General features: G+C 71.7%; 17 protein-coding genes. 1 reads left to right on the top strand and 16 read right to left on the bottom strand.

Going from position 1 to position 20117, the window contains the following annotated elements; translation table 11 throughout:
• Positions 1-132: 132 nt before the first annotated feature.
• The 10 genes from ACT54X_RS11130 to coxB form a co-directional block, all read right to left on the bottom strand.
• A complete protein-coding gene (locus ACT54X_RS11130; protein ID WP_354322033.1) occupies positions 133-375 on the bottom strand; it encodes a formate dehydrogenase subunit delta in 243 nt (80 codons plus the stop codon).
• Positions 365-3256, bottom strand: a complete 2892-nt coding sequence (gene fdhF, locus ACT54X_RS11125; protein ID WP_476346505.1) for a formate dehydrogenase subunit alpha — start codon at positions 3254-3256, stop codon at positions 365-367. Before fdhF ends, ACT54X_RS11130 begins: the two co-directional genes overlap by 11 nt.
• Before the next feature lie 48 nt (positions 3257-3304).
• The gene (locus tag ACT54X_RS11120; protein WP_476346503.1) at positions 3305-4888 is read right to left on the bottom strand and encodes a formate dehydrogenase beta subunit; all 1584 of its coding nucleotides are present in this window, start codon (positions 4886-4888) and stop codon (positions 3305-3307) included.
• A complete protein-coding gene (locus ACT54X_RS11115; protein WP_294378352.1) occupies positions 4885-5484 on the bottom strand; it encodes a formate dehydrogenase subunit gamma in 600 nt (199 codons plus the stop codon). The genes ACT54X_RS11120 and ACT54X_RS11115 overlap by 4 nt, the downstream gene beginning before the upstream one ends.
• A gap of 1291 nt (positions 5485-6775) precedes the next feature.
• Positions 6776-7726 carry a LysR family transcriptional regulator gene (locus tag ACT54X_RS11110; protein ID WP_476346501.1) on the bottom strand — a complete coding sequence of 317 codons (951 nt, stop codon included), beginning with the start codon at positions 7724-7726 and terminating at the stop codon, positions 6776-6778.
• Between the two features lie 125 nt (positions 7727-7851).
• Positions 7852-8943: an iron-sulfur cluster carrier protein ApbC gene (gene apbC, locus ACT54X_RS11105; RefSeq protein WP_076511462.1), complete on the bottom strand. Its 1092-nt coding sequence runs from the start codon at positions 8941-8943 to the stop codon at positions 7852-7854.
• A 75-nt stretch (positions 8944-9018) separates the two neighbouring features.
• The gene (locus tag ACT54X_RS11100; protein ID WP_476346499.1) at positions 9019-9840 is read right to left on the bottom strand and encodes a cytochrome c oxidase assembly protein; all 822 of its coding nucleotides are present in this window, start codon (positions 9838-9840) and stop codon (positions 9019-9021) included.
• Positions 9841-9861: 21 nt separating this feature from the next.
• Positions 9862-10254, bottom strand: a complete 393-nt coding sequence (locus ACT54X_RS11095) for a hypothetical protein (protein WP_476346498.1) — start codon at positions 10252-10254, stop codon at positions 9862-9864.
• A 230-nt stretch (positions 10255-10484) separates the two neighbouring features.
• The gene (gene ctaD / locus ACT54X_RS11090) at positions 10485-13037 is read right to left on the bottom strand and encodes a cytochrome c oxidase subunit I (RefSeq protein ID WP_476346496.1); all 2553 of its coding nucleotides are present in this window, start codon (positions 13035-13037) and stop codon (positions 10485-10487) included.
• On the bottom strand, positions 13034-13843 hold the full coding sequence (gene coxB / locus ACT54X_RS11085; protein ID WP_476346494.1) for a cytochrome c oxidase subunit II: 810 nt from the start codon (positions 13841-13843) through the stop codon (positions 13034-13036). Before coxB ends, ctaD begins: the two co-directional genes overlap by 4 nt.
• A 42-nt stretch (positions 13844-13885) precedes the next feature.
• On the opposite strand from coxB, the gene ACT54X_RS11080 reads away from it, so the two are divergent.
• Entirely contained in the window at positions 13886-14341 is a 456-nt protein-coding gene (locus ACT54X_RS11080; protein ID WP_017759332.1) for a DUF2231 domain-containing protein, read from the top strand.
• Between the two features lie 68 nt (positions 14342-14409).
• Here ACT54X_RS11080 and ACT54X_RS11075 read toward each other — a convergent pair whose 3' ends face one another.
• The 6 genes from ACT54X_RS11075 to ACT54X_RS11050 all read right to left on the bottom strand — a co-directional run bounded on the left by ACT54X_RS11075 (position 14410) and on the right by ACT54X_RS11050 (position 19989).
• Complete coding sequence (locus tag ACT54X_RS11075; RefSeq protein ID WP_476346491.1) at positions 14410-14844, bottom strand: CopD family protein; 435 nt, start codon at positions 14842-14844, stop codon at positions 14410-14412.
• Positions 14845-14959: 115 nt separating this feature from the next.
• A complete protein-coding gene (locus ACT54X_RS11070) occupies positions 14960-15211 on the bottom strand; it encodes a hypothetical protein (RefSeq protein WP_476346489.1) in 252 nt (83 codons plus the stop codon).
• Between the two features lie 164 nt (positions 15212-15375).
• Positions 15376-17412, bottom strand: a complete 2037-nt coding sequence (locus tag ACT54X_RS11065; protein WP_476346488.1) for an acetoacetate--CoA ligase — start codon at positions 17410-17412, stop codon at positions 15376-15378.
• A 46-nt stretch (positions 17413-17458) separates the two neighbouring features.
• Positions 17459-18448: a Bug family tripartite tricarboxylate transporter substrate binding protein gene (locus tag ACT54X_RS11060; protein ID WP_476346487.1), complete on the bottom strand. Its 990-nt coding sequence runs from the start codon at positions 18446-18448 to the stop codon at positions 17459-17461.
• Positions 18449-18596: 148 nt separating this feature from the next.
• Positions 18597-19523, bottom strand: coding sequence for a helix-turn-helix domain-containing protein (locus ACT54X_RS11055; RefSeq protein WP_476346485.1), 927 nt, complete (start codon positions 19521-19523; stop codon positions 18597-18599).
• Between the two features lie 67 nt (positions 19524-19590).
• Entirely contained in the window at positions 19591-19989 is a 399-nt protein-coding gene (locus ACT54X_RS11050; protein ID WP_295527413.1) for a nuclear transport factor 2 family protein, read from the bottom strand.
• Positions 19990-20117 lie beyond the last annotated feature (128 nt).

Raw genomic sequence — 20117 nt, 5'->3', positions numbered from 1 at the left:
AGGTCGAGGGTCGGCCCAAAGTGGCCGAAACGGCCGCGACTTTAAGAAGACGCGGCCTGCGCCTACAACGTCGCCCGTGCGCAACTGTTCGCTGAACGCACCTGAGCGTTCGATGATCGCACGCGTCCGGGGTTAACCCTGAACCCGGGCCACCGGTGCGAGCTGCGCGCGATGCGCCGTCACGGCCTCGCGCACCAGGGGATGCAAGGCGGGCGCGCCGGCATCCAGCGCCGCCAGGAAGTCGCCCCGCATGCGCGGCGCCCAGAACTTCTTCAGGTGCTCGGCGATGCCCGCCAGCGCCTCCTCGCGGTCGGGCTGCGCGGCGAAGAAGTCGCCGATGCGGTTGGCCATGCGCACCAAGTTGTCAGCGTCCATCGGTGGCGGCCTCCAGGTGGGCGATCTGCTCGGCATTGAAGCGGGCGTAGTCGCGCTGCCAGGCCGAGCGCTGCTGCGGCTGCAGCACGGGCGCGACCTGCACCGCCGTCACCTTGTATTCGGGGCAGTTGGTGGCCCAGTCGGAGCTGTCGGTGGTGATGACGTTGGCCCCCGACTCCGGGAAGTGGAAGGTGGTGTAGACCACGCCGGGCTGGATGCGCTCGGTGACGGTGGCGCGCAGCACGGTCTCGCCGGCGCGGCTGCTGATGCCCACCCAATCGCCGTCGTGGATGCCGCGTTCCTCGGCGTCGTGCGGATGGATCTCCAGCCGGTCCTCGCTGTGCCACTGGTTGTTGGGCGTGCGCCGCGTCTGCGCGCCCACGTTGTACTGCGACAGGATGCGGCCGGTGGTCAGCAGCAGCGGGAAGCGCGGCGTGACCTTCTCGTCCGTGGCCACGTACTGCGTGACGATGAAGCGGCCCTTGCCGCGCACGAACTTGTCGATGTGCATGATCGGCGTGCCGATCTCGGGCGTGCTGTCGTTGCAGGGCCACTGCAGGCTGCCGTGCCGGTCCAGCTTGTCGTAGCTGACGCCGGCGAAGGAGGGCGTCAGCGCCGCGATCTCGGCCATGATCTCGCGCGGATGCGTGTAGCGCATCGGGTAGCCCAGCGCATTGGCCAGCAGCTGCGTCACCTCCCAATCCGCATACGTGGCCAGCGGCGGCATGACCTTGCGCACGCGCGAGATGCGGCGCTCGGCGTTGGTGAAGGTGCCGTCCTTCTCCAGGAAGGAGGAGCCGGGCAGGAACACATGGGCGTACTTGGCCGTCTCGTTCAGGAAGATGTCCTGCACCACGATGCATTCCATGGCCGAGAGCGCCGCGGCCACATGCTGGGTGTTGGGGTCGGACTGCACGATGTCCTCGCCCTCGCAGTACAGGCCCTTGAAGCTGCCGCCCAGCGCGGCGTCGAACATATTGGGAATGCGCAGGCCCGGCTCGGGGCTCAGTTCCACGCCCCAGGCGGCCTCGAACTGGCTGCGGGTGGTGGTGTCGCTGATGTGGCGGTAGCCCGGCAGCTCGTGCGGAAAGCTGCCCATGTCGCAGCTGCCCTGCACGTTGTTCTGGCCACGCAGCGGGTTCACGCCCACGCCCTCGCGGCCGACCATGCCGCAGGCCATGGCCAGGTTGGCGATGCCCATCACCATGGTCGAGCCCTGCGCATGCTCGGTCACGCCCAGGCCGTAGTAGATGGCGCTGTTGACGGGCTGGCCCGTCTTCACGCCCTCGGCATTGCCGGTGGCATAGAGGCGCGCGGCGCCGCGCACCACGGCGGCGGGCACGCCGGTGACGGCCTCCATGGCCTCGGGCGAGTTGTCCGGGCGCGCCACGAAATCTTTCCACGCCCGGAAGGACTTCTCGTCGCAGCGCTCGGCGATGTAGTCCTCGGCCAGCAGGCCCTCGGTGACGATCACATGCGCCAGCGCGCTGATCACCGCCACGTTGGTGCCGGGCTTGAGCGCCAGATGGAAGTCGGCCTGCAGGTGCGGGCCGCGGACCATCTCGGTCTCGCGCGGGTCGATGACGATCAGGCGCGCGCCCTGGCGGATGCGCTTCTTCATGCGCGAGGCGAACACCGGATGCGCCGCCGCCGGGTTGGCGCCGATCACCAGGATCACGTCGCTCTTCTCGACCGACTTGAAGGTCTGCGTGCCGGCCGAGGTGCCGAAGGTCTGGCCCAGGCCGTAGCCGGTGGGCGAATGGCACACCCGCGCACAGGTGTCGACGTTGTTGTTGCCGAAGGCCGCGCGGATGAGCTTCTGCACCAGGTACGTCTCTTCGTTGGTGCAGCGGCTGGAGGTGATTCCGCCGATGGAGTCCTGCCCATGCTGGGCCTGGATGCGGCGGAACTCCGAGGCCGCATGGGCGATGGCCTCTTCCCAGCTCACCTCACGCCACGGATCGGTGATCTTCGCGCGGATCATGGGCGTCGTGATGCGGTCCTGGTGCGTCGCGTAACCCCAGGCGAAGCGGCCCTTGACGCAGCTGTGGCCTTCGTTGGCCTTGCCGTCCTTCCACGGCACCATGCGCACGACCTGCGTGCCCTTCATTTCCGCTTTGAAAGAGCAGCCCACACCGCAGTAGGCGCAGGTGGTGATCACGCTGTGCTCGGGCTGGCCCAGCTCGATGACCGACTTCTCCTGCAGCGTGGCCGTGGGGCAGGCCTCGACGCAGGCGCCGCAGCTCACGCATTCGCTTTCCATGAAGGGCTGGTCCTGCCCCGGCGAGACGCGCGAGTCGAAGCCGCGGCCGCTGATGGTGAGCGCGAAGGTGCCCTGCGTCTCCTCGCAGGCGCGCACGCAGCGGTTGCAGACGATGCACTTGGACGGGTCGTAGCTGAAGTAGGGGTTGGATTCGTCCTTGGCCGCCTTCAGGTGGTTGGCCCCGTCGAAACCGTAGCGCACGTTGCGCAGGCCGGTGACACCCGCCATGTCCTGCAGCTCGCAGTTGCCATTGGCCGAGCAGGTGAGGCAGTCGAGCGGATGGTCGGAGATGTAGAGCTCCATCACGCCCTTGCGCAGCTTCTGCAGCTTCGGGCTCTGGGTGCGGACCTTCATGCCCGCCTCGGCCGGCGTGGTGCACGAAGCCGGGTAGCCCTTGCGCCCCTCGATCTCGACCAGGCACAGCCGGCAGGAGCCGAAGGGCTCCAGGCTGTCGGTGGCGCACAGCTTGGGCACCTGCACGCCGGCATCGACGGCGGCACGCATCAGCGAGGTGCCCTGCGGCACGGTGACGCACTGGCCGTCGATCTCCAGCGTGACTTCCTGCGTGGACTCGCGCAGCGGCGTGCCGTGGTCGGTGGTCTTGAGGTGGTCGAGCATCGGGGGCTCCTTGCGGGTCTCGTTCGTTCTTCGTGCGGAGGTGGCGCGTCAGGCGACGGCGCCAGCAGTGGCCTGCGCGGCGGCGGCCGGCTGCAGCCCGAAGTCTTCGGGGTAATGGTCGAGCGCGGACAGCACCGGGTACGGCGTCATGCCGCCCATGGCGCAGAGCGAGCCGGCCAGCATGGTGTCGCACAGGTCGCGCAGCAGCTCGACCTGCTCTTCCTTGGCCGTGCCCGCGCGCGCCGTGATGCGGTCGATCACCTCGACGCCGCGCGTGGAGCCGATGCGGCAGGGCGTGCACTTGCCGCAGGATTCGATCGCGCAGAATTCCATGGCGTAGCGCGCCAGCCGCGACAGGTCGGCCGTGTCGTCGTGCACCACGATGCCGCCGTGACCCACCACGGCGCCCATGGCGGCGTAGGCCTCGTAGTCCAGCGGCACGTCCCACCGGGACTCGGGCACGTAGGCACCCAGCGGACCACCCACCTGCACCGCCTTCACCGGCCGGCCCGAGGCGGTGCCGCCGCCCCAGTCGACGAGCAGCTCGCGCAGCGTGACGCCGAAGGCCAGCTCCACCAGCCCGCCGCGACGCACATTGCCCGCGATCTGGATCGGCAGCGTGCCGTGCGAGCGGCCGACGCCATAGTCGCGGTAGAAGGCCGCGCCGCGCGCCAGGATGATGGGCACCGAGGCGAAGGTGATGACGTTGTTGATCACCGTGGGCTGACCGAACAGGCCCGCCAGCGCGGGGATCGGCGGCTTGGCGCGCACGATGCCACGCTTGCCTTCCAGGCTTTCGAGCAGGGCCGTCTCTTCGCCGCAGACGTAGGCGCCGGCGGCCATGCGCACCTCGATGTCGAAGGCGCGGCCGCTGCCCAGCACGTCGGGCCCGAGGATGCCGGCGGTGCGGGCGATGTCCACCGCCTCGCGCAGCGTGCGCACGGCGAAGGGGTATTCGGAGCGCACGTAGATGTAGCCGCGCGTGGCGCCGGTGCTGATGCCGGCGATGGCCATGCCCTCGACCAGCACGAAGGGGTCGCCCTCCATGACCATGCGGTCGGAGAAGGTGCCGGAGTCGCCCTCGTCGGCATTGCAGACCACGTACTTGTGGCTGGCGACGGCCGAGGCCACCGTCCTCCACTTGATGCCGGCCGGAAAGGCCGCGCCGCCGCGTCCGCGCAGGCCCGAATCGGTCACCTGCTGCACCACCTCGGTGGCGGGCATGGCGAGCGCACGGCGCAGGCCCAGCAGGCCGCCGTGGGCCTCGTAGTCGGCCAGCGACAGCGGGTCGGTGAGGCCCACGCGGGCGAAGGTCAGGCGCTGCTGGCGCTTCAGCCAGGGCAGTTCGTCGACCACGCCCAGCGAGAGCGCGTGCACGCCGCCCTGCAGCCAGCCGGCTTCGAACAGCTTCGGCACGTCTTCGGGCGCTACGGGGCCGTAGCCCATGCGGCCCTGCGGCGTCTGCACCTCGACCAGGGTTTCGAGCCAGAGCATGCCGCGCGAGCCATTGCGCACGATGCGCACCGGCTGGCCGCGGGCTGCGGCCTCGCGCTCGATGGCGGCGGCCACCTCGTCGGCGCCGACGGCGAGGGCGGCGCTGTCGCGCGGCACGTAGAGGGTGGTGGGGTTCATGCCGTCACCTCCGTCGCCATGCAGGCGCCGATCACGCGGTCCAGCCGCTCTGGCGAGAGCCGCGCATGGGGACGGCCATCGAGCATGGCGGCCGGCGACTGGGCGCACAGGCCCAGGCAGTAGACGGGCTGCAGCGTCATGCTGCCGTCGGGCCGCGTGCCGCCGGCCTCGGGCAGGCCCAGGCCCTCGCAGGCATGCTGCCAGAGGGCCTCGGCGCCCATGGCCTGGCAGGCCTCGGCGCGGCAGACCTCCAGCACATGCCGACCGGCGGGTTCGCTGCGGAAGTGGTGGTAGTAGCTGATGACGCCGTGCACCTCGGCGCGCGAGAGGTTGAAGCCCAGCGCGATCTCGCCCACGACCTCGGCCGGCACGAAGCCCAGCGCGTCCTGCACGTCGTGGAGGGCGGGCAGCAGGCCGCCACGCTGCAGGGCATGGCGCGCGACGATCTCGCGGACCGTGGCCAGGCGCGGATCGGCGGCTTCGGCGGGGGCGCGGCCCAGCTGGCGCAGTCGGTCGCGCAGTTCGTCGGGGGTGGCGAGCACGCGTTCGCTGCGAACGCGTGCGGGGCCGCTGGGCGGTGTGGGGGTCTGGGCCATCGTGGGGCGGTCACCGGTCGCTCGGGCGCCGCGCCAAGGGCGGATGGGCGGCAGCCGGGCGGTGACGCTGGAGTTGTCTCGGGCCGAGTGTCCGTGCCGGGGGGGGCGGTCGCAAATTGCTTCGCGACATGGGGTGATTCAAGGAATGAATGGGCCGGGGGTGTGAGGTGAATGGCGTCGGCGTCGGCGTCGGCGTCGGCGTCGGCGTCGGCGTCGGTGCTGGTGGCTGGTGGCTGGTGGCTGGTGGCTGGTGGCTGGTGGCTGGTGGCTGGTGGCTGGTGGCGGCGTGGGCGTGGGCGTGGTCGGACGCGCGAGTGGCAGGGGCCTAACCCGGCAGAGGACGCCGGCATGCGCGCTCCCGGTGCACGCTCGCGCCGACCGGCTTGTTGCACGTGGCGGGTGCTCGCTGTCCACCAACGTGCTTGCCGCACTGCACGGCGCCGCGAATGGCACCTCCGCACGCACACCGTCATCCTCCGCCTCGACGCTGCGCGCGAGCCCTCCCCTGTTCAGGTCGTGGGGTCTTGAGGCCGTCAGGGCCGTGGAATCCTTGAGTTCAGGGGTCCCCGGGGTCCTGGTCCTGGTCCTGGTCCTGGTACCGGGTTCCTGACGTTCTGGGACGAGGCGGACCAGTCAGCCCCAGACCGTTCGGGCTGAGCCTGTCAAAGCCTCGTCACTGAAGCTCGCGCTGAGGCGGAACAGGTTGGCCGAGCCGTTGCGCCGCGCGCCGCTCTGCCCTTCGACACGCTCAGGGCGAACGGATTTCGGGGCCGGCGGCCGACCCCGGCAGTACAGGCGCACCGTCCAGGCGGAGGGTGCCGGTGTGCGTGCGGAGGTGCCATTCGCGGCGCCGTGCAGTGCCCCAAGCACGTCGGTGGAGAGCGAGCACCCGCCCCGTGCACCAAGCCGGTCAGCGCGAGCGTGCACCGGGAGCGCGCATGCCGGCGCCCTCTGCCGGGTTAGCGTCCCTTCCTCTCGCCCGTCCCTTCAATCCGTCGACCCTTCAATCCGTCGACCCTTCAATCCGTCAATCCCTCAATCCGTTACCCGTTGACCAGCCAACCAGCAACCAGCAACCAGCGCAATTGGCACGTGGAGAAATCGAAAGCCACAGAACGCAGGCGAGGCGACCAAGCAGCACCACTTTCCGCACCCCTCAGCGCCCGATGTTGAACAGCCAAAGAAAGAAGCGCCCCACCATCACCAGCAGCTCCCACAGCGCCCGCAGCGCCTCCAGCAGCCCGGCTTCAGGCGGCGGCATGGCGACTCCCTTCGAGACGACCTACGGACCTCACGCCGCCAGCGCCCCGCCATGCGCCCGCAGTTCGCCCAGCCACTCGGGCGACTGCAGCAGCACCAGCGCCGCCTCCAGCGCCCGCGACGGCCGCACCGCCGCCGGCGCCATGAAGCCTAGCGGCGTGCGCACCGTCGGCAACACCAGGGGCTGGGCCAGAAGACCCGGCTGACCGCGCACCGTATCGACCATCGCCCCCGGCAGCACCGCGCACACATCGCCGGTCTGCACCGCCAGCACCAGCGTGAGCACCGAATTGGTCTCGACCGCCGGCGCCACGCCCGCCGCACCGGCCTCGGTGAAGGCGGCGTCGATGATGGCGCGGTTGTGCATCTCGGGCGTGAGCAGGCACAGCGGCAGCGCCGCCGCCTCGGCCCAGCCGATGGGCTCGCCCATCTGCAGCACCGCGGGCGTCAGGCTTTCGGGGGATGTGCGCAGCAGGAAGTAGTGCTCCTCGATCTGCGGCCATGTCTGCAGCGCCTTGGCCGCCGGGCCCTGCCGGCCGGTGTAGCCCAGAGCCAGGTCGATGGCCAGGTGGTCCAGCCCGGTCTCCAGCTCCAGCGAGCTCATCGACAGCACCGTCGGCACGATGCCCGGATGCCGCACGCGCAGTCGCGCTGCAAAGCGGCTGAGCAGCGGGATGGCCGTGGGCACGGCCGCCATGCGCAGGCGCCCTCGCGGCTGGCCGGCCTCGCTGCGCAACTGCTGCTGCAGCCGCTCGTGCTCGTGCAGCATGCGGTGGGCGCTGGCCAGCACCTGTTCGCCCTCGGGCGTCAGTCCCGCATAGGCCCGGCCGCGGCGCACGATGGCCACGCCGAACTCGGCCTCCAGCGCGCGCATGGCATTGGACAGCGCCGGCTGCGTGATGTGGCAGGCCGCCGCTGCCCGGCCGAAATGCCGGTGCTCGGCCAGGGCGGCCAGGTAGCGCAGGGAGGCGAGGAGGTTCATGCGTCGGCAGGGCGGCAAGGCAAGTCAGCCACTGCCGATGATCGCCGGGCTTCCTTGCAAATGGATCGGCCGCCGATCAATTTGCAAGGACCGGGCGGCGCGTGGCCGGCCGCCCGGAAGGCCGATCAGGTGTTCTTGCTCACCGTGATGGTCGGAAACTTGGACGAGAAGTCCTTGGCCTTGCCCGCGATGCCCATGGCCACCTGGCGGGCCACGGCCTTGTACAGGCCGGCGATCTCGCCGTCGGGATCGGCCACCACGGTGGGCTTGCCGCCGTCGGCCTGCTCGCGGATGGTCATGGCCAGGGGCAGCGCGCCCAGGTAGGCCATGTTGCGCTCGGCCGCCATCTTCTTGCCGCCCTCGTGGCCAAAGATGTGCTCCACATGGCCGCAGTTCGTGCACACGTGCACCGCCATGTTCTCCACGATGCCGAGGATGGGCACGCCCACCTTCTCGAACATGGTGATGCCCTTGCGGGCGTCGAGCAGGGCGATGTCCTGCGGCGTGGTGACGATCACCGCGCCGGTGATGGGCACGCGCTGGCTCAGGCTGAGCTGGATGTCGCCGGTGCCGGGCGGCATGTCGACCACGAGGTAGTCGATGTCCTTCCAGTTGGTCTGGCGCAGCAGCTGGTCCAGCGCCTGGGTGGCCATGGGGCCGCGCCAGATCATGGCCTGGTCGGGGTCGACCAGGAAGCCGATGGACATCAGCTGCACGCCATGGCCTTCCAGCGGGTCCATGGTCTTGTCGTCGGGGCTGGTGGGCCGGCCGCTCACACCCATCATCATGGGCTGGCTGGGGCCGTAGATGTCGGCGTCGAGCAGGCCGACCCGCGCGCCCTCGGCGGCCAGCGCCAGGGCCAGGTTGGCGGCCGTGGTGCTCTTGCCCACGCCGCCCTTGCCCGAGGCCACGGCCACGATGTTCTTCACGCCCGGCAGCAGCTGCACGCCGCGCTGCACGGCATGGGCGGTGATCTCGGTCAGCACGTTGACCGACACGTTCTCGACGCCGGGCACGGTGCGGGCCGCAGCGACCAGCGCCTTGCGCAGCGCCGGATGCTGGCTGCGGGCCGGATAGCCCAGCACCAGGTCGAAGGCGACGTCGCCACCGTCGATCTGCAGATTGCGCACGGCCTTGGCCGCCACGAAGGACTGGCCGGTGTTCGGGTCCTGGACGCTCTTGAGCGCGTCGAGCAGGCCCTCGGGGGTCACGGTCATTGGATTTGGCTCCTCAATTGGGCGGCGAGTCTACGGGGCAGCGGCCGGCCGCTGCCGCGGAAGGGGCAAGCGGCGTCAGCTGGCGGAGGCCACGGAGTCCGCCGAGGCGAGGCCCTCCGGCCCTGCCCTGCGGCGCTGGCGCCGGTCGTGATCGCCCTGCGCCGCCCAGTGCAGCGCCAGCCCCAGTGCCAGGGCCATGTAGCCCAGGCCACCGGGCACCCACATCACCAGGCCGGCGATCTGCTGGTCGGTGAGCGGATCGAGGCCCCAGGCGCGCGCGCCAGGCGCCTGCAGCGCATAGAGCGGCTGGCCGGCGAAGGTGAGCAGTGCGCCCAGCAGCCCGGTGTGGGCCAGCGTGGCCAGCACGGCCAGCAGCGCGGCGCCGCGGCGGTCCGCCGGAGCATGGACGGCCCGGTGGAAGAAGACGAAGGAGGCCGCCACCAGCGCCGCCGTGGCGGCCCAGTGCACCGCGCCGCTGGTCAGCGTGGCCGCATAGACGGCCGGCAGGTGCCACAGCCACAGCAGGCCGCCGTGCAGGGCCGCCGCCAGCGGCAGCGCCATGCGCGCGTCGTGGCGCGGTGGCGTCCAGCCGAGGGCCAGCAGCGCACAGCCCGCCACCAGCACCATCAGCTGCGCCATGTGCGCCCCCGCCAGGGTGGCCGCCAGCCGGCACAGGGGCGACAGCAGCGCCAGCGCCAGCAGGGCCAGCCCAGCCAGGCGCCATCGGCGGGCGCTGCCCTCCGGCAGGCCCGCCCTCGCCGTCGGCCGAAGGGCATGGAAGGCCAATGCCAGCAGCGGCAGCAGCATGGCCGGAGACAGGCTCCAGGCGGCCCACCAGTCCGGCGGCAGCGCGGGCATGGCGCCGAGGGTGCACAGGCGGATCAGATCGACGGGCATGGTGGCATTCCTCGGAGTCGGTCAGAGACACGGCGGCAGCCGCAGCAGCGGCAGCGCCACGAAGACGGTGGACGCGGCCGCCAGCGCATGCAGCAGCGCCGCCATGAAGGCGATGAAGCGCCGACGTTCCCGGCGCTGGGCGAAGGCGCTCCCGGGCACCTCGCCAGCGGGCGGCTCATCGGCCTCGGCCTGCCCCACCGCATCCGCCGGCCGTGCCGGGCGGTGCGGGCCGGCCGGGTCCAGCCCCCGCAGTGTGCGGGCATGGCACAGGCAGCGGCGCGCGGCCAGCAGCAACAGGACGACGGTGGCCAGCGTGCCCGCGATCAGCGCACCGTTGACGCCGTTCCAGGGTCCGCGCGCATCGGCCGCCCAGCGGGCCGAGCAAGCCACCGACACGCCGCCGTACACCCCCACGAACCAGAGCGACCACAGCGTGAAGCCCAGCGCCAGTTGCCAGGGGCTGTCGGGCGACAGCCAGCGCCACGTCCGCGCCGCCCCGGTAGGGCCGCCCTCCTCCCCTCTCCCCCCGCGGGAGAGGGGACGGGGGAGAGGGGGCGACGGCGCTCGTGCAGCGCGACTGTCCGCAGGCGGCCTCGCCTCCGCCACATCGACACCCCGCACCGGCGCATCTCTGCGCCCGCCCTTCATGCCCACCCCCGCGGCACCAGCGCAAAGGCCAGCCAGGCGACCGCACAGGCCCCCGCCGTGTAGTGGCAGAAGGCCGCCACCACCCCGGGCTCATAGGGCCGCCGCAGCCCCACATGGCCTGCCCGCACGCGCGCTGCCTGCATCAGCGCCAGCACGCCGGCCAGCAGCGTGTGGAAGCCCAGGTAGAGCAGCGTGACGGCGACGATGGCGTCATGCGCCTGCAGGCGCGGGCGCAGCTCGAGCGTGGCACCCAGCAGCGCCAGGCCGCCTGAGGCACCCAGCGCCAGCAGGCCCGCCAACGCCAGGCGCAGGGCGAGCCTGCCGCCCTCGCCCCGCCGCAGCCGACCGACCGCATTGCACATCGATGCGCTCGCCGCCACCGCCAGCACGGTCACGGCCAGCAGCGGCCACAGGCCCAGCACCGGCCGCGCCGGGGCCTGCCAGCCCGGCGCCACCGTCCACAGGTAGAACCAGCCGAAGAGCAGCGAACTGAAGAACGCCCCATCGGCCAGCAGCGTGAACTTCATGCCCCACAGGCCCGGCCCGTCGAAGCCATGGGTGTGCGGACGCAGCACCACGCCGTGGACTTCGGTGACGGCGTCTTCTTCCTCATGCGGCGCGCCATAGCCGGGATGGTCGCCATTGACCCAGGACCAGCGCAGCAGCACCAGCGCCGCGCCCGCACCGAGGATCGCTGCCGGCACATAGGCCTTGAGCAGCAGCATCACGCACAGCAGCGCGATCAGCAGCGCCGCCTGGAAGGGCAGCCAGCTGTTGCCCGGCAGCACGATGAGCTCGGTGGGCCGTGCCGCCACCGGGCTGCTGCCCAGCGTCTCGCGCGCCGCCACGCCGCGGGCCAGCGCATGGCGGCCGGCGGCGATCTCGGCGGGCAGGCCGGGCCGCGCCCACAGGGGATGGCGCGTGTGCACCGCGGGCTGGCTGGCGAAGTTGTAGGCCTCCGCAGGCATGGCGGTGGCCCATTCCAGCGTGTCGGCCTTCCAGGGGTTGACCTCGGCCCGCCGGCCCAGGCGCCAGTGCAGCGCCAGGTCCAGCAGCACCGTGACGACGCCGAAGGCCATGACGAAGCCGAACACCGAGGAGATGAGGTTGGGCCAGTCCCACCCCAGCCCCGGCTCGTAGGTGTAGACGCGCCGCGGCATGCCCAGCAGGCCCGTCCAGTGCATCACCAGGAAGGTGCCGTTGAAGCCGATGACGGTGAGCCAGAAGCCCGCCCGCGACAGCCGCTTCGACGGCATGCGCCCGCTCATGTGCGGCAGCCAGTAGTACAGACCCGCCAGCAGCGGGAACAGCATGCCGCCCACCAGCACGTAGTGGAAGTGCGCCACCACGAAATGCGTGTCGTGCACCTGCCAGTTGAAGGGCACCAGCGCCAGCATCACGCCCGTCAGGCCGCCGGCCACGAACACCACCAGGAAGGCGGCGATCCACAGCATGGGCACCTCCCAGCGCGGTCGGCCGGTCCACAGCGTGGCCAGCCAGGCGAAGATCTGCACCGCCGTCGGAATGCCCACCAGCATGCTGGCCGCCGAGAAGAAGGCCTGCGCCAGCGCCGGGATGCCCAGCGTGAACATGTGGTGCACCCACAGCCCGAAGCTGAGGAAGCCGATGCCGATGAGCGACGCCACCACCCAGCGGTAGCCCACCAGCGGCCGGCCGGCAAAGACCGGCACGATGGTGGAGATCAGCCCCGTGGCGGGCAGGAAGATGATGTAGACCTCCGGATGGCCGAACAGCCAGAAGAGGTGCGCCCACAGGAGCGGATCGCCGCCGCGCGTGGGGTCGAAGAAGGCCCAGCCTGCCGCCCGCTCCAGCTCCAGCAGCACCGAGCCGAGGATCAGCGGCGGAAAGCCGATCACGATCATGAGCGAGGTGACCAGCATGGCCCAGGCGAAGATGGGCATGCGCTGCAGCGCCATGCCGGCCGAGCGGGTGCGCAGCACCGACACCGCCAGCTCGATGGCGGCCGCCATGGTGGAAATCTCCACGAAGGTGATGCCGATGAGCCAGAAGTCCGAGTTGATGCCGGGCGAGTACACGTTGCTCGACAGCGGCGTGTACATGAACCAGCCGGCATCGGGCGCCAGCTCGAAGGCCAGGCTGCTGGTGAAGATCACGCCGCCGAACAGGTAGCACCAGTAGCCGAAGGAAGACAGGCGCGGGAACACCAGGTCGCGGGCACCGATCATCTTGGGCAGCAGGTAGGCCGCGATGCCCTGCAGCATGGGCACGGCGAACAGGAACATCATCAGCGTGCCGTGCATGGTGAAGGCCTGGTTGTAGGCCTCCACGCCCATGAAGTCGTGCTGCGGCAAGGCCAGCTGCGCGCGGATCAGCATGGCCAGCACGCCCGCGATCAGGAAGAAGGCCCCACCCGTGAGCATGAAGCGCTGGGCGATGGTGCTGTGGTTGACCGCCGCCAGCACGCGCCAGCCGGACGGGTTGCGCCAGGTCTCGTGCAGGGCGCGGTGCAGGGCGTCGTCGGCCTGCTGGTTGGTGGCCTCGCTGGTGGGTTGCTCGCGATCGGTCATCGGCCAGCCTCCTGCGCGACGGCGGCGGCCACGGCGGGTGGCCGTGGCGTGAGGGCGGCAGTGGGCGGCGCGTTCAGCCACGCATCGAAGGCCTCGGCCGGCATGGCCTGCACCACCATCGGCATGTGCGCATGCCCGGCGCCGCAGAACTCCGCGCAGACGCCGCGGTAGGTGCCAGGCCGGTCTGCCTGCAGCCGCACGACCAGCGTACGGCCCGGCACGGCGTCGAGCTTGCCGCCCAGTCGTGGCACCCAGAAGCCGTGAATCACGTCGGCGCTGCGGGTGTGCACATCGACCGCACGGCCGGCGGGCAGGCGCAGCTCGTTGCGCAGGCGCTGGCCGGTATCGGGGTAGTGCACCTCCCACCACCACTGGTGGCCGGTCACGTCCACCCGAAGCGGTGCGGCCGCCGCGCCCGGCCAGGGCAGCTGATGGAAGCCGGCCGGCGAGCCGAAGAGCAGCAGCGCCGTGATGGCGGCACCCGGCAGCAGCAGACCGCCGCCCACCAGACAGCGGCGCGCGATGCGACGCTGACGGGCGCCGTCCTCGGCCCGGCGCGCCTCCTGGCCGGAGCGGTGTTCGCCCCCTTTTTCGACACCCGCCGATTCGCCCTTGCCACCGCAGCGGTCACGACCGGTGCGCATGGCCAGCGCACCCAGCACCATCATCAGCAGCCAGACCGCCGCCGCCACGCCGAACATCCACCACCACACCTGCGCGATGGCGCCGGCCGATGGCCCGGCCGGGTCGAGGACCGACAGCGGCCCCCGGCATCCGCCGAGGAGCGGCAGCAGGCCCAGCCCCACAATGGCCGGATGAGCGCCGCACCTCCGAGCCCGGGCCAAGTGATGCCCGAACCCATCCGCAGCCGCGCGGCCATTGCGGGCCATCCGCTGCATCCCATGCTGATCCACTTTCCGGTGGCGGCGCTGATCGGCCTGGTGGGCACCGACGGCGCCTGGTGGTGGACGCAGGACCCGTTCTGGGCGCGGGCCGGCCTGTGGCTGGCAGGCGTGGGCGCGGCCGGCGGCTGGATCGCCAGCGTGGCCGGCCTGATCGACCTGCTGACGGTCAGGCGCATCCGCCGCCTGGTCACGGCCTGGGGTCATGCCATCGTGGCCGTGATGATGCTGTCGCTGGCCACGCTCAACTGGGCGCTGCGCTGGCGTGCCGAGGACCCGGCCCAGTGGCTGTGGCCCTGGGGCGCGGGCATCACGCTGTTCACGGCGGGCTTCATCGCGCTGGCCGCCTACCTCGGCGGGCGGCTGGTGTACGAGAAGGGCGTGGCGGTCGACATGACCTGAGATGGCGCGGAGGCGCCCGGCGTGCGCCGGCAGGGAGGTCGCAGGCGCCAGGCCCCGTGGCACGGCCCTCACGGCAGCGTCCCGTCCAGACCGGGCTTGCGCAACACCAGCCAGGCGATGGCCAGCAGCAGCGGCAGCAGCAGCGCACCGATGAGCAGCGCGGCGCGCTGCGCAGACTGCCCGCGCTCCACGCGCAGGATGAGCAGGCCGAAGCTGGCATGGCCCAGCGCCAGCAGTCCGACCAGCACCAGCTTGGCCAGCAACCACAGCCCGAGCGTGCCCTGAACCACGAAGATCAGCGTGCCCGAGCCGATGGCCAGCAGCGCGGCCGGCGTGGCCACCCAGATGAACAGGGCGCGCAGGATCTCGTCCTGCGGATCGCCCAGCGCGGCGGGTCGCCGGTTGGCGGCGCCCGAGGCGGCGGCGGTGGCCAACGGCAGGTACAGCAAGGCGCCGCACCAGAGGATCACCGCGCCGATGTGCAGGATCTTCAGCCAGGGCATGCGGCCCTCGCGTCAGAAGGCAGGCGCGACGCGCGTGGCAGGCGAGGCAGGCGGAACCCGTGACGCAGGCACGGCATGCCCAGCGAAGCCTGCGGGCGGATTCGACACCGCGCGCTCAACGCACATCCACCGGGGCGTCGCGCCCCTTGGCGGCGGGATGAGGTGCGCCACTGGCGTCGCCCTTCTCGCTGACCTTTTCGCCATCGTGGCTGCCAGGCTCGTGCGGCGGCGGCAGGTCCGCATCCTGGGACTGCGCGGGCCGGCGGCGCCGGCTGCCCGGCTTCAGGCGGCCTTCTTCCTCCAGCTTGCGCGCCTGTTCACGGCTGCCGGTGGTGGCCGCGCGCGTGCGCGGCGTGTTCGTGGACATCGCCAGACCCCTTGCTCGAAACGGGCCGGCACCGCGGATGGCGCCGGCGGGTTCGGGTCAGGTCGCGTGTCCTGTAGTTGTGTGTTGCGGCGACGGCACCCCGGGCTCTCCCCCTGCGTGCCATCGTAGGAAGCCGGGCGCGCGCCCGCTGTCGGACAACGGAGCTATGAGGTCGAGCGCGCCAGGTACTGCTGCGCAAAGTCCACGAACCAGTCGATGGCCGCGGGCTGCGCGAGCGCATCGCGCTTGACCACCTTCTCCACCGGCTGGCCCAGCAGCAGCTTCTTGACGGGCAGTTCCAGCTTCTTGCCGGTGATGGTGCGCGGCACCAGCGCCACCGGCACGATCTCGTCGGGCACGTGGCGTGCCGACAGGCCGGTGCGCAGGGCCTGCCGGATGCGCTGGCGCAGCGGCTCGTCCAGCTCGATGCCGGGCCGCAGTTGCACGAACAGGGCCATCCATGAGGGGCGGCCCAGGTATTCGAGGTCCACAACCAGGCTGTCGGCCACCTCCTCCAGCTGTTCCACCACGCGGTAGAACTCGGCCGTGCCCATGCGCACGCCCTGGCGGTTGATGGTGGCGTCGGAGCGTCCGTAGATCACGCCGCCCACGGCGTGCGGCCGGGGCACCAGCCGCAGCCAGTCGCCATGCCGCCAGACGGGGCGACCCGCCGCGTCCTGGAAGGTGTCGAAATAGCTTTCGCGGTAGCGGCTGCCATCTTCGTCGCCCCAGAAGAACAGCGGCATGGAGGGCAGCGGATTGACGCAGACCAGTTCACCGACCTCGTCCATCACCGGGCGGCCGTCGTCGCTCCAGGCCTCGACGCGGGCGCCCAGGGTGCGGCATTGCATCTCGCCCAGGTACACCGGCAGCGTGGGCAGGCCCACCAGGAAGCCGCCGGCCAGGTCGGTGCCGCCGGAGACCACGTTGAGCCACAGGTCGGGCCGGATCGACGCGTACATCCAGGCGCAGGCCTCGGGCGACAGCGGCGAGCCGGTGGAGCCGAGTGTGTGCAGCGCGTCCAGGTCGGCGATGTCGCGCGGCACGATGCCGGCCTTCATGCAGGCCTGGTGAATGGCCGCGCCCGCACCGAAGAAGTTGACGCGCGTGCGGCCGGCGAGCTTCCACAGGTGGCCCCAATCGTGCTCGGGCCCGTCGCCCGTCACGCTGCCGTCGTACAGCACCACGGTCGCGCCGCCCAGCAGGCTCATGATGTGGGCGTTCCACACCATCCACGAGGTGTTGACGGCCCACAGCACCCGGTCGCCGGGATGCAGGTCGTTGTGCAGCACCATGTTGACCATGCCGTTGGCCAGCACGCCGCCATGGCCGTGCACGATGGGCTTGGGCAGGCCGGTGGTGCCGGAGGAATAGAGGATCCACAGCGGGTGGTCCGCCGCCATCGGCTGCGGCGCCAAGGCCGACGGCATGGCCAGGGCGTCGGCCCACGGCAGCCAGCGCCGGGCCTGCACCTGCGGCGGCGGTGCGGCATCGGCCGCGAGGTGCGGCACCCAGAGCACGGCCTGCACGCTGGGCAGGCCGGCCAGGATCTCGTCCAGCGGCGCGCGGCGGTCGAAGGGCTTGCCGGCGAAGCGGTAGCCGTCGACCGCGATCAGCACCTTGGGCGCGACCTGGCGGAAGCGGTCGCCGACGCTCACCGGCCCCATGTCGGGCGCGCACAGCGTCCAGATGGCGCCCAGGCTGGCGGCGGCCAGGAAGGCCACGACGGTCTGCGGGATGTTGGGCAGGTAGCCCGCCACGCGGTCGCCGGGTTCGACACCCAGGTCGCGCAGCGTGGCGGCCACGGCGCCGACCTGACGCCGCAGCTCAGCCCAGCCGATCTCGCCGCTGCCACCGGCCTCGCTCTCGTAGACGATGGCGGGCGTCTGCAGCCCCTCGTGGCGCAGCACCTGCTGCACGAAGTTCACCCGCGCGCCCGGAAACCAGCGCGCGCCGGGCATGGGCGCGTCCTCCAGCATGCGCGCGGGCGGCGGGTCGAAGGGCAGCGCGAAGAAGTCGAGCACCGCGCGCCAGAAGCCCTCCGTGTCCTGCACCGACCACTGCCACAACGCCTCGTAGCCGTCGAAGCACAGGCTGCGCTCGCGCTGCAGCCACTGTGCGAAGGCCGTGATCAGGGCGCGGTCGCGGCGAGCGTCATCGGGCGTCCAGAGGGGGGTGAGCGGGTGTTCGGAGGGGGTCATGGGCGGTCGCCGGGGACAGGCCGGCGAATCGCTCGCCGGCAGGGTTTCAGGAGTCGGCCGTGAAGCCAATGCGCGGCACCTGCACGCGCCAGAAGTCGGTGTCGGCCTTGAGTTTCGCCGCCAGTTCCTTGGGACCGAGGAACTGCGCGCTCATGCCGAATTCGGCAAGGCCCTGCGCATAGTCCGGCTGCGCAACGGCCGCGCGGGCGGCCGTCGCCAGCCGCTCGATGACCGCCTGCGGCGTGCGGGCCGGCACGAAGAGCCCGAACCATTCGGTGTTGTCGAGCGCATAGCCCTGCTCCGCATAGGTGGGCAGCTCCGGCGCGAAGGGGCTGCGCGCGCTGCCGCTGACGGCCAGCAGGCGCAGCCGGCCCGAACGCAGTTGCGGCAGGTAGCTGCCCAGCACGGTGGAGTAGCCCGCCACCTGGCCGCCCATCAGGTCCTGCAGGCCGGGCCCGTCGCCGCGGTAGGGCACATGGGTCAGCTCCACGCCGGCCATCTTGCCCAGCAGGCTGCCCAGCAGGTGCGGCGTGGAGCCCGCGGCGGGCGAGCCGAAGGCCGCCTGCGCCGGATGGGCCTTGGCCCAGGCGATGAAGTCGGGCAGCGTCCGGACGCTGGCCGGCACCGCGGGCCCGACGGCGAAGGCGAAGGGGAAGGTGCACACCATCGCCACCGGCACCACGTCCTGCGGTGCATAGGGCAGCTTGCGGTAGGTGAAGGGATAGACGCTGAAGGGCGCTGGCGGCGACAGCAGGACCGTGCCGCCATCGGCCGCGGCCTCCTTGACGGCACCGACCGCAATCTGCGTACCGGCGCCCGGCCGGTTGTCCACCAGCATCGTGGGCGCATAGGCGCCGCGCAGCTTCTCGGCCAGGCGGCGGGCCACGTTGTCGGTGCTGCCGCCGGGCGGAAAGCCGACGACGATGCGCACCACCTCGGGCGTCTGCGCCGAGGCCAGGCGCGGCCACAGTGGCAGGGCGGCGGTGGCGCCCAGGGTGCCCAGCAGGCGGGCGGTGAACTGGCGGCGGTCGGTCATGGCGAGGTCTCCTTCAGGCCCGGTCTCGGTGCTGCCGGGCTCGGTGCGCACTGTGCCGTGGGCGGCGATGGAGGCCTGTCGGTTTGTTGCGCCGGCTGTCGGCGCCTTGCGCCACTGCGGGAAAGTCCTGAGACGGATCGGCGGGCGCTCAGCCGCCGCGTCGCCACGCCGTCGGCGACTGGCCCCAGTGCCGCCGGAAGGCCTGCGAGAAATGCGGCGCCGAGCGGTGGCCGGTGCGCGCCGCGATCTCGGCGATGTCGAGCGAGGTCTCGCGCACCAGCTGGGCGGCGTGCGCCATGCGCTGCGCGTTCAGCCAGGCGTGCGGCGTCATGCCGTACGAGGCCTTGAAGGCGCGCGCGAAGTGGAAGCTGCTCAGGCCCACCAGCCGCGCCATGCGCTCGACCGTCCAGTGGGCGTCGAGCGCCTCGCGCACTGCCTCCTCCAGCTGTTGCATCTGCCGTCGCAGCAGCCAGGCGCCACCGCGCAACGCCCGGTGCGGGCCGGCATAGTGGCTGAGCAGGTGCAGCGCCAGGGCCTGCGCCACATGCTCGCCGAAGCCGCTGTGCAGCGCCGCCTGGCTGTCCAGCGCACCGAGCAGCATGCGGGCGAAGCCGTCGAGCACGGGGTCGTCGCGGCCGAAACAGCTGTGCAGCGTGACCTCGGCCTGCGCGCTGCGGTGGAGCCAGCTGGGGGCCACGTCGATGTGCAGGTTGTCCCGCGGCCGGGCGCTGCGCCAGAAGCTGGGCAGGCCCGCGGGCACGACCACGGCCTGCCCCGGCTGCCAACGGGTGCGGCCCACGCTTGCGCCGTGGCGCTGCAGCAGGTCGGTGGGAATGGCGCGACGCACGAGGATGGTGTGCTCGGCCGTGGGCGGCACGTAGAGGTCGCCCTCGGGGCCGACCTGGTGCCACAGCATCAGACCCGGCCAGGGCAGGCCCTGGCTGGAGCGGCGCACTTCGTGGCCGGGCAGTGCCTGCCAGGGCTCGCGGGCGGGCGAAGCGCCTTCCAGCGCGCGCCAGCGGCGCAGGTCGAAGCCGCCCGGTGTGTTCGCGGTCGGATCGGATTCGAGGGTCATGGCGGCGGTCCGGGCATGGCGGTGCGCGCGATGCTACTGCCGCGGCCCGCCCCGCGCCGCGCCGTCGTCAGCCGCCCTTGCGGGCCGCCAGCATCTCGCCCATGCGCTGGTGGATCAGGTTCACCGCCTTGAGCGGCCGCAGCATGACCTTGAACTGGGTGATGCGGCCATCGGCGTTCCAGCTGATGATGTCCACGCCGTTGACCTCGATGCCATCGAGCGTGACGGCGAATTCGAGCACGGCATGGTCGGCCGCGATGGTTTCGCGCACGTAGCGGAAGCTGTCGTTGAAGAAGACCTGGAAGGCCGCCGTGAGGTAGGCGCTGACGATGGGCCGCCCCACCTGCGGCGTGTGCACCACGGGCGAATGGAAGACGGCGTCCTCGGCCAGCAGGGCCCAGAGGCCGGCGCTGTCGTGGGTCTGCACCAGGCGGTGCCATTGGGCCAGGGCGGCGGGGTGCGTCATGGGTGTCTCGGTGGGCGCGGGCGGCCCTGTTTCTTGGGGGACACGGAAGGTAGCGCAGCCGGCCTCGCGAGGGCCGTCCGCTGGGTGACAGCGGGAGTACGGCACGACGGGTCCAAGGGATCGCGCGG

The organism is Pseudacidovorax sp. DMC4, from assembly GCF_056314265.1.
Note: the sequence above shows the minus strand (reverse complement) of the source record. Positions and strands in the feature narration are given on the sequence as shown.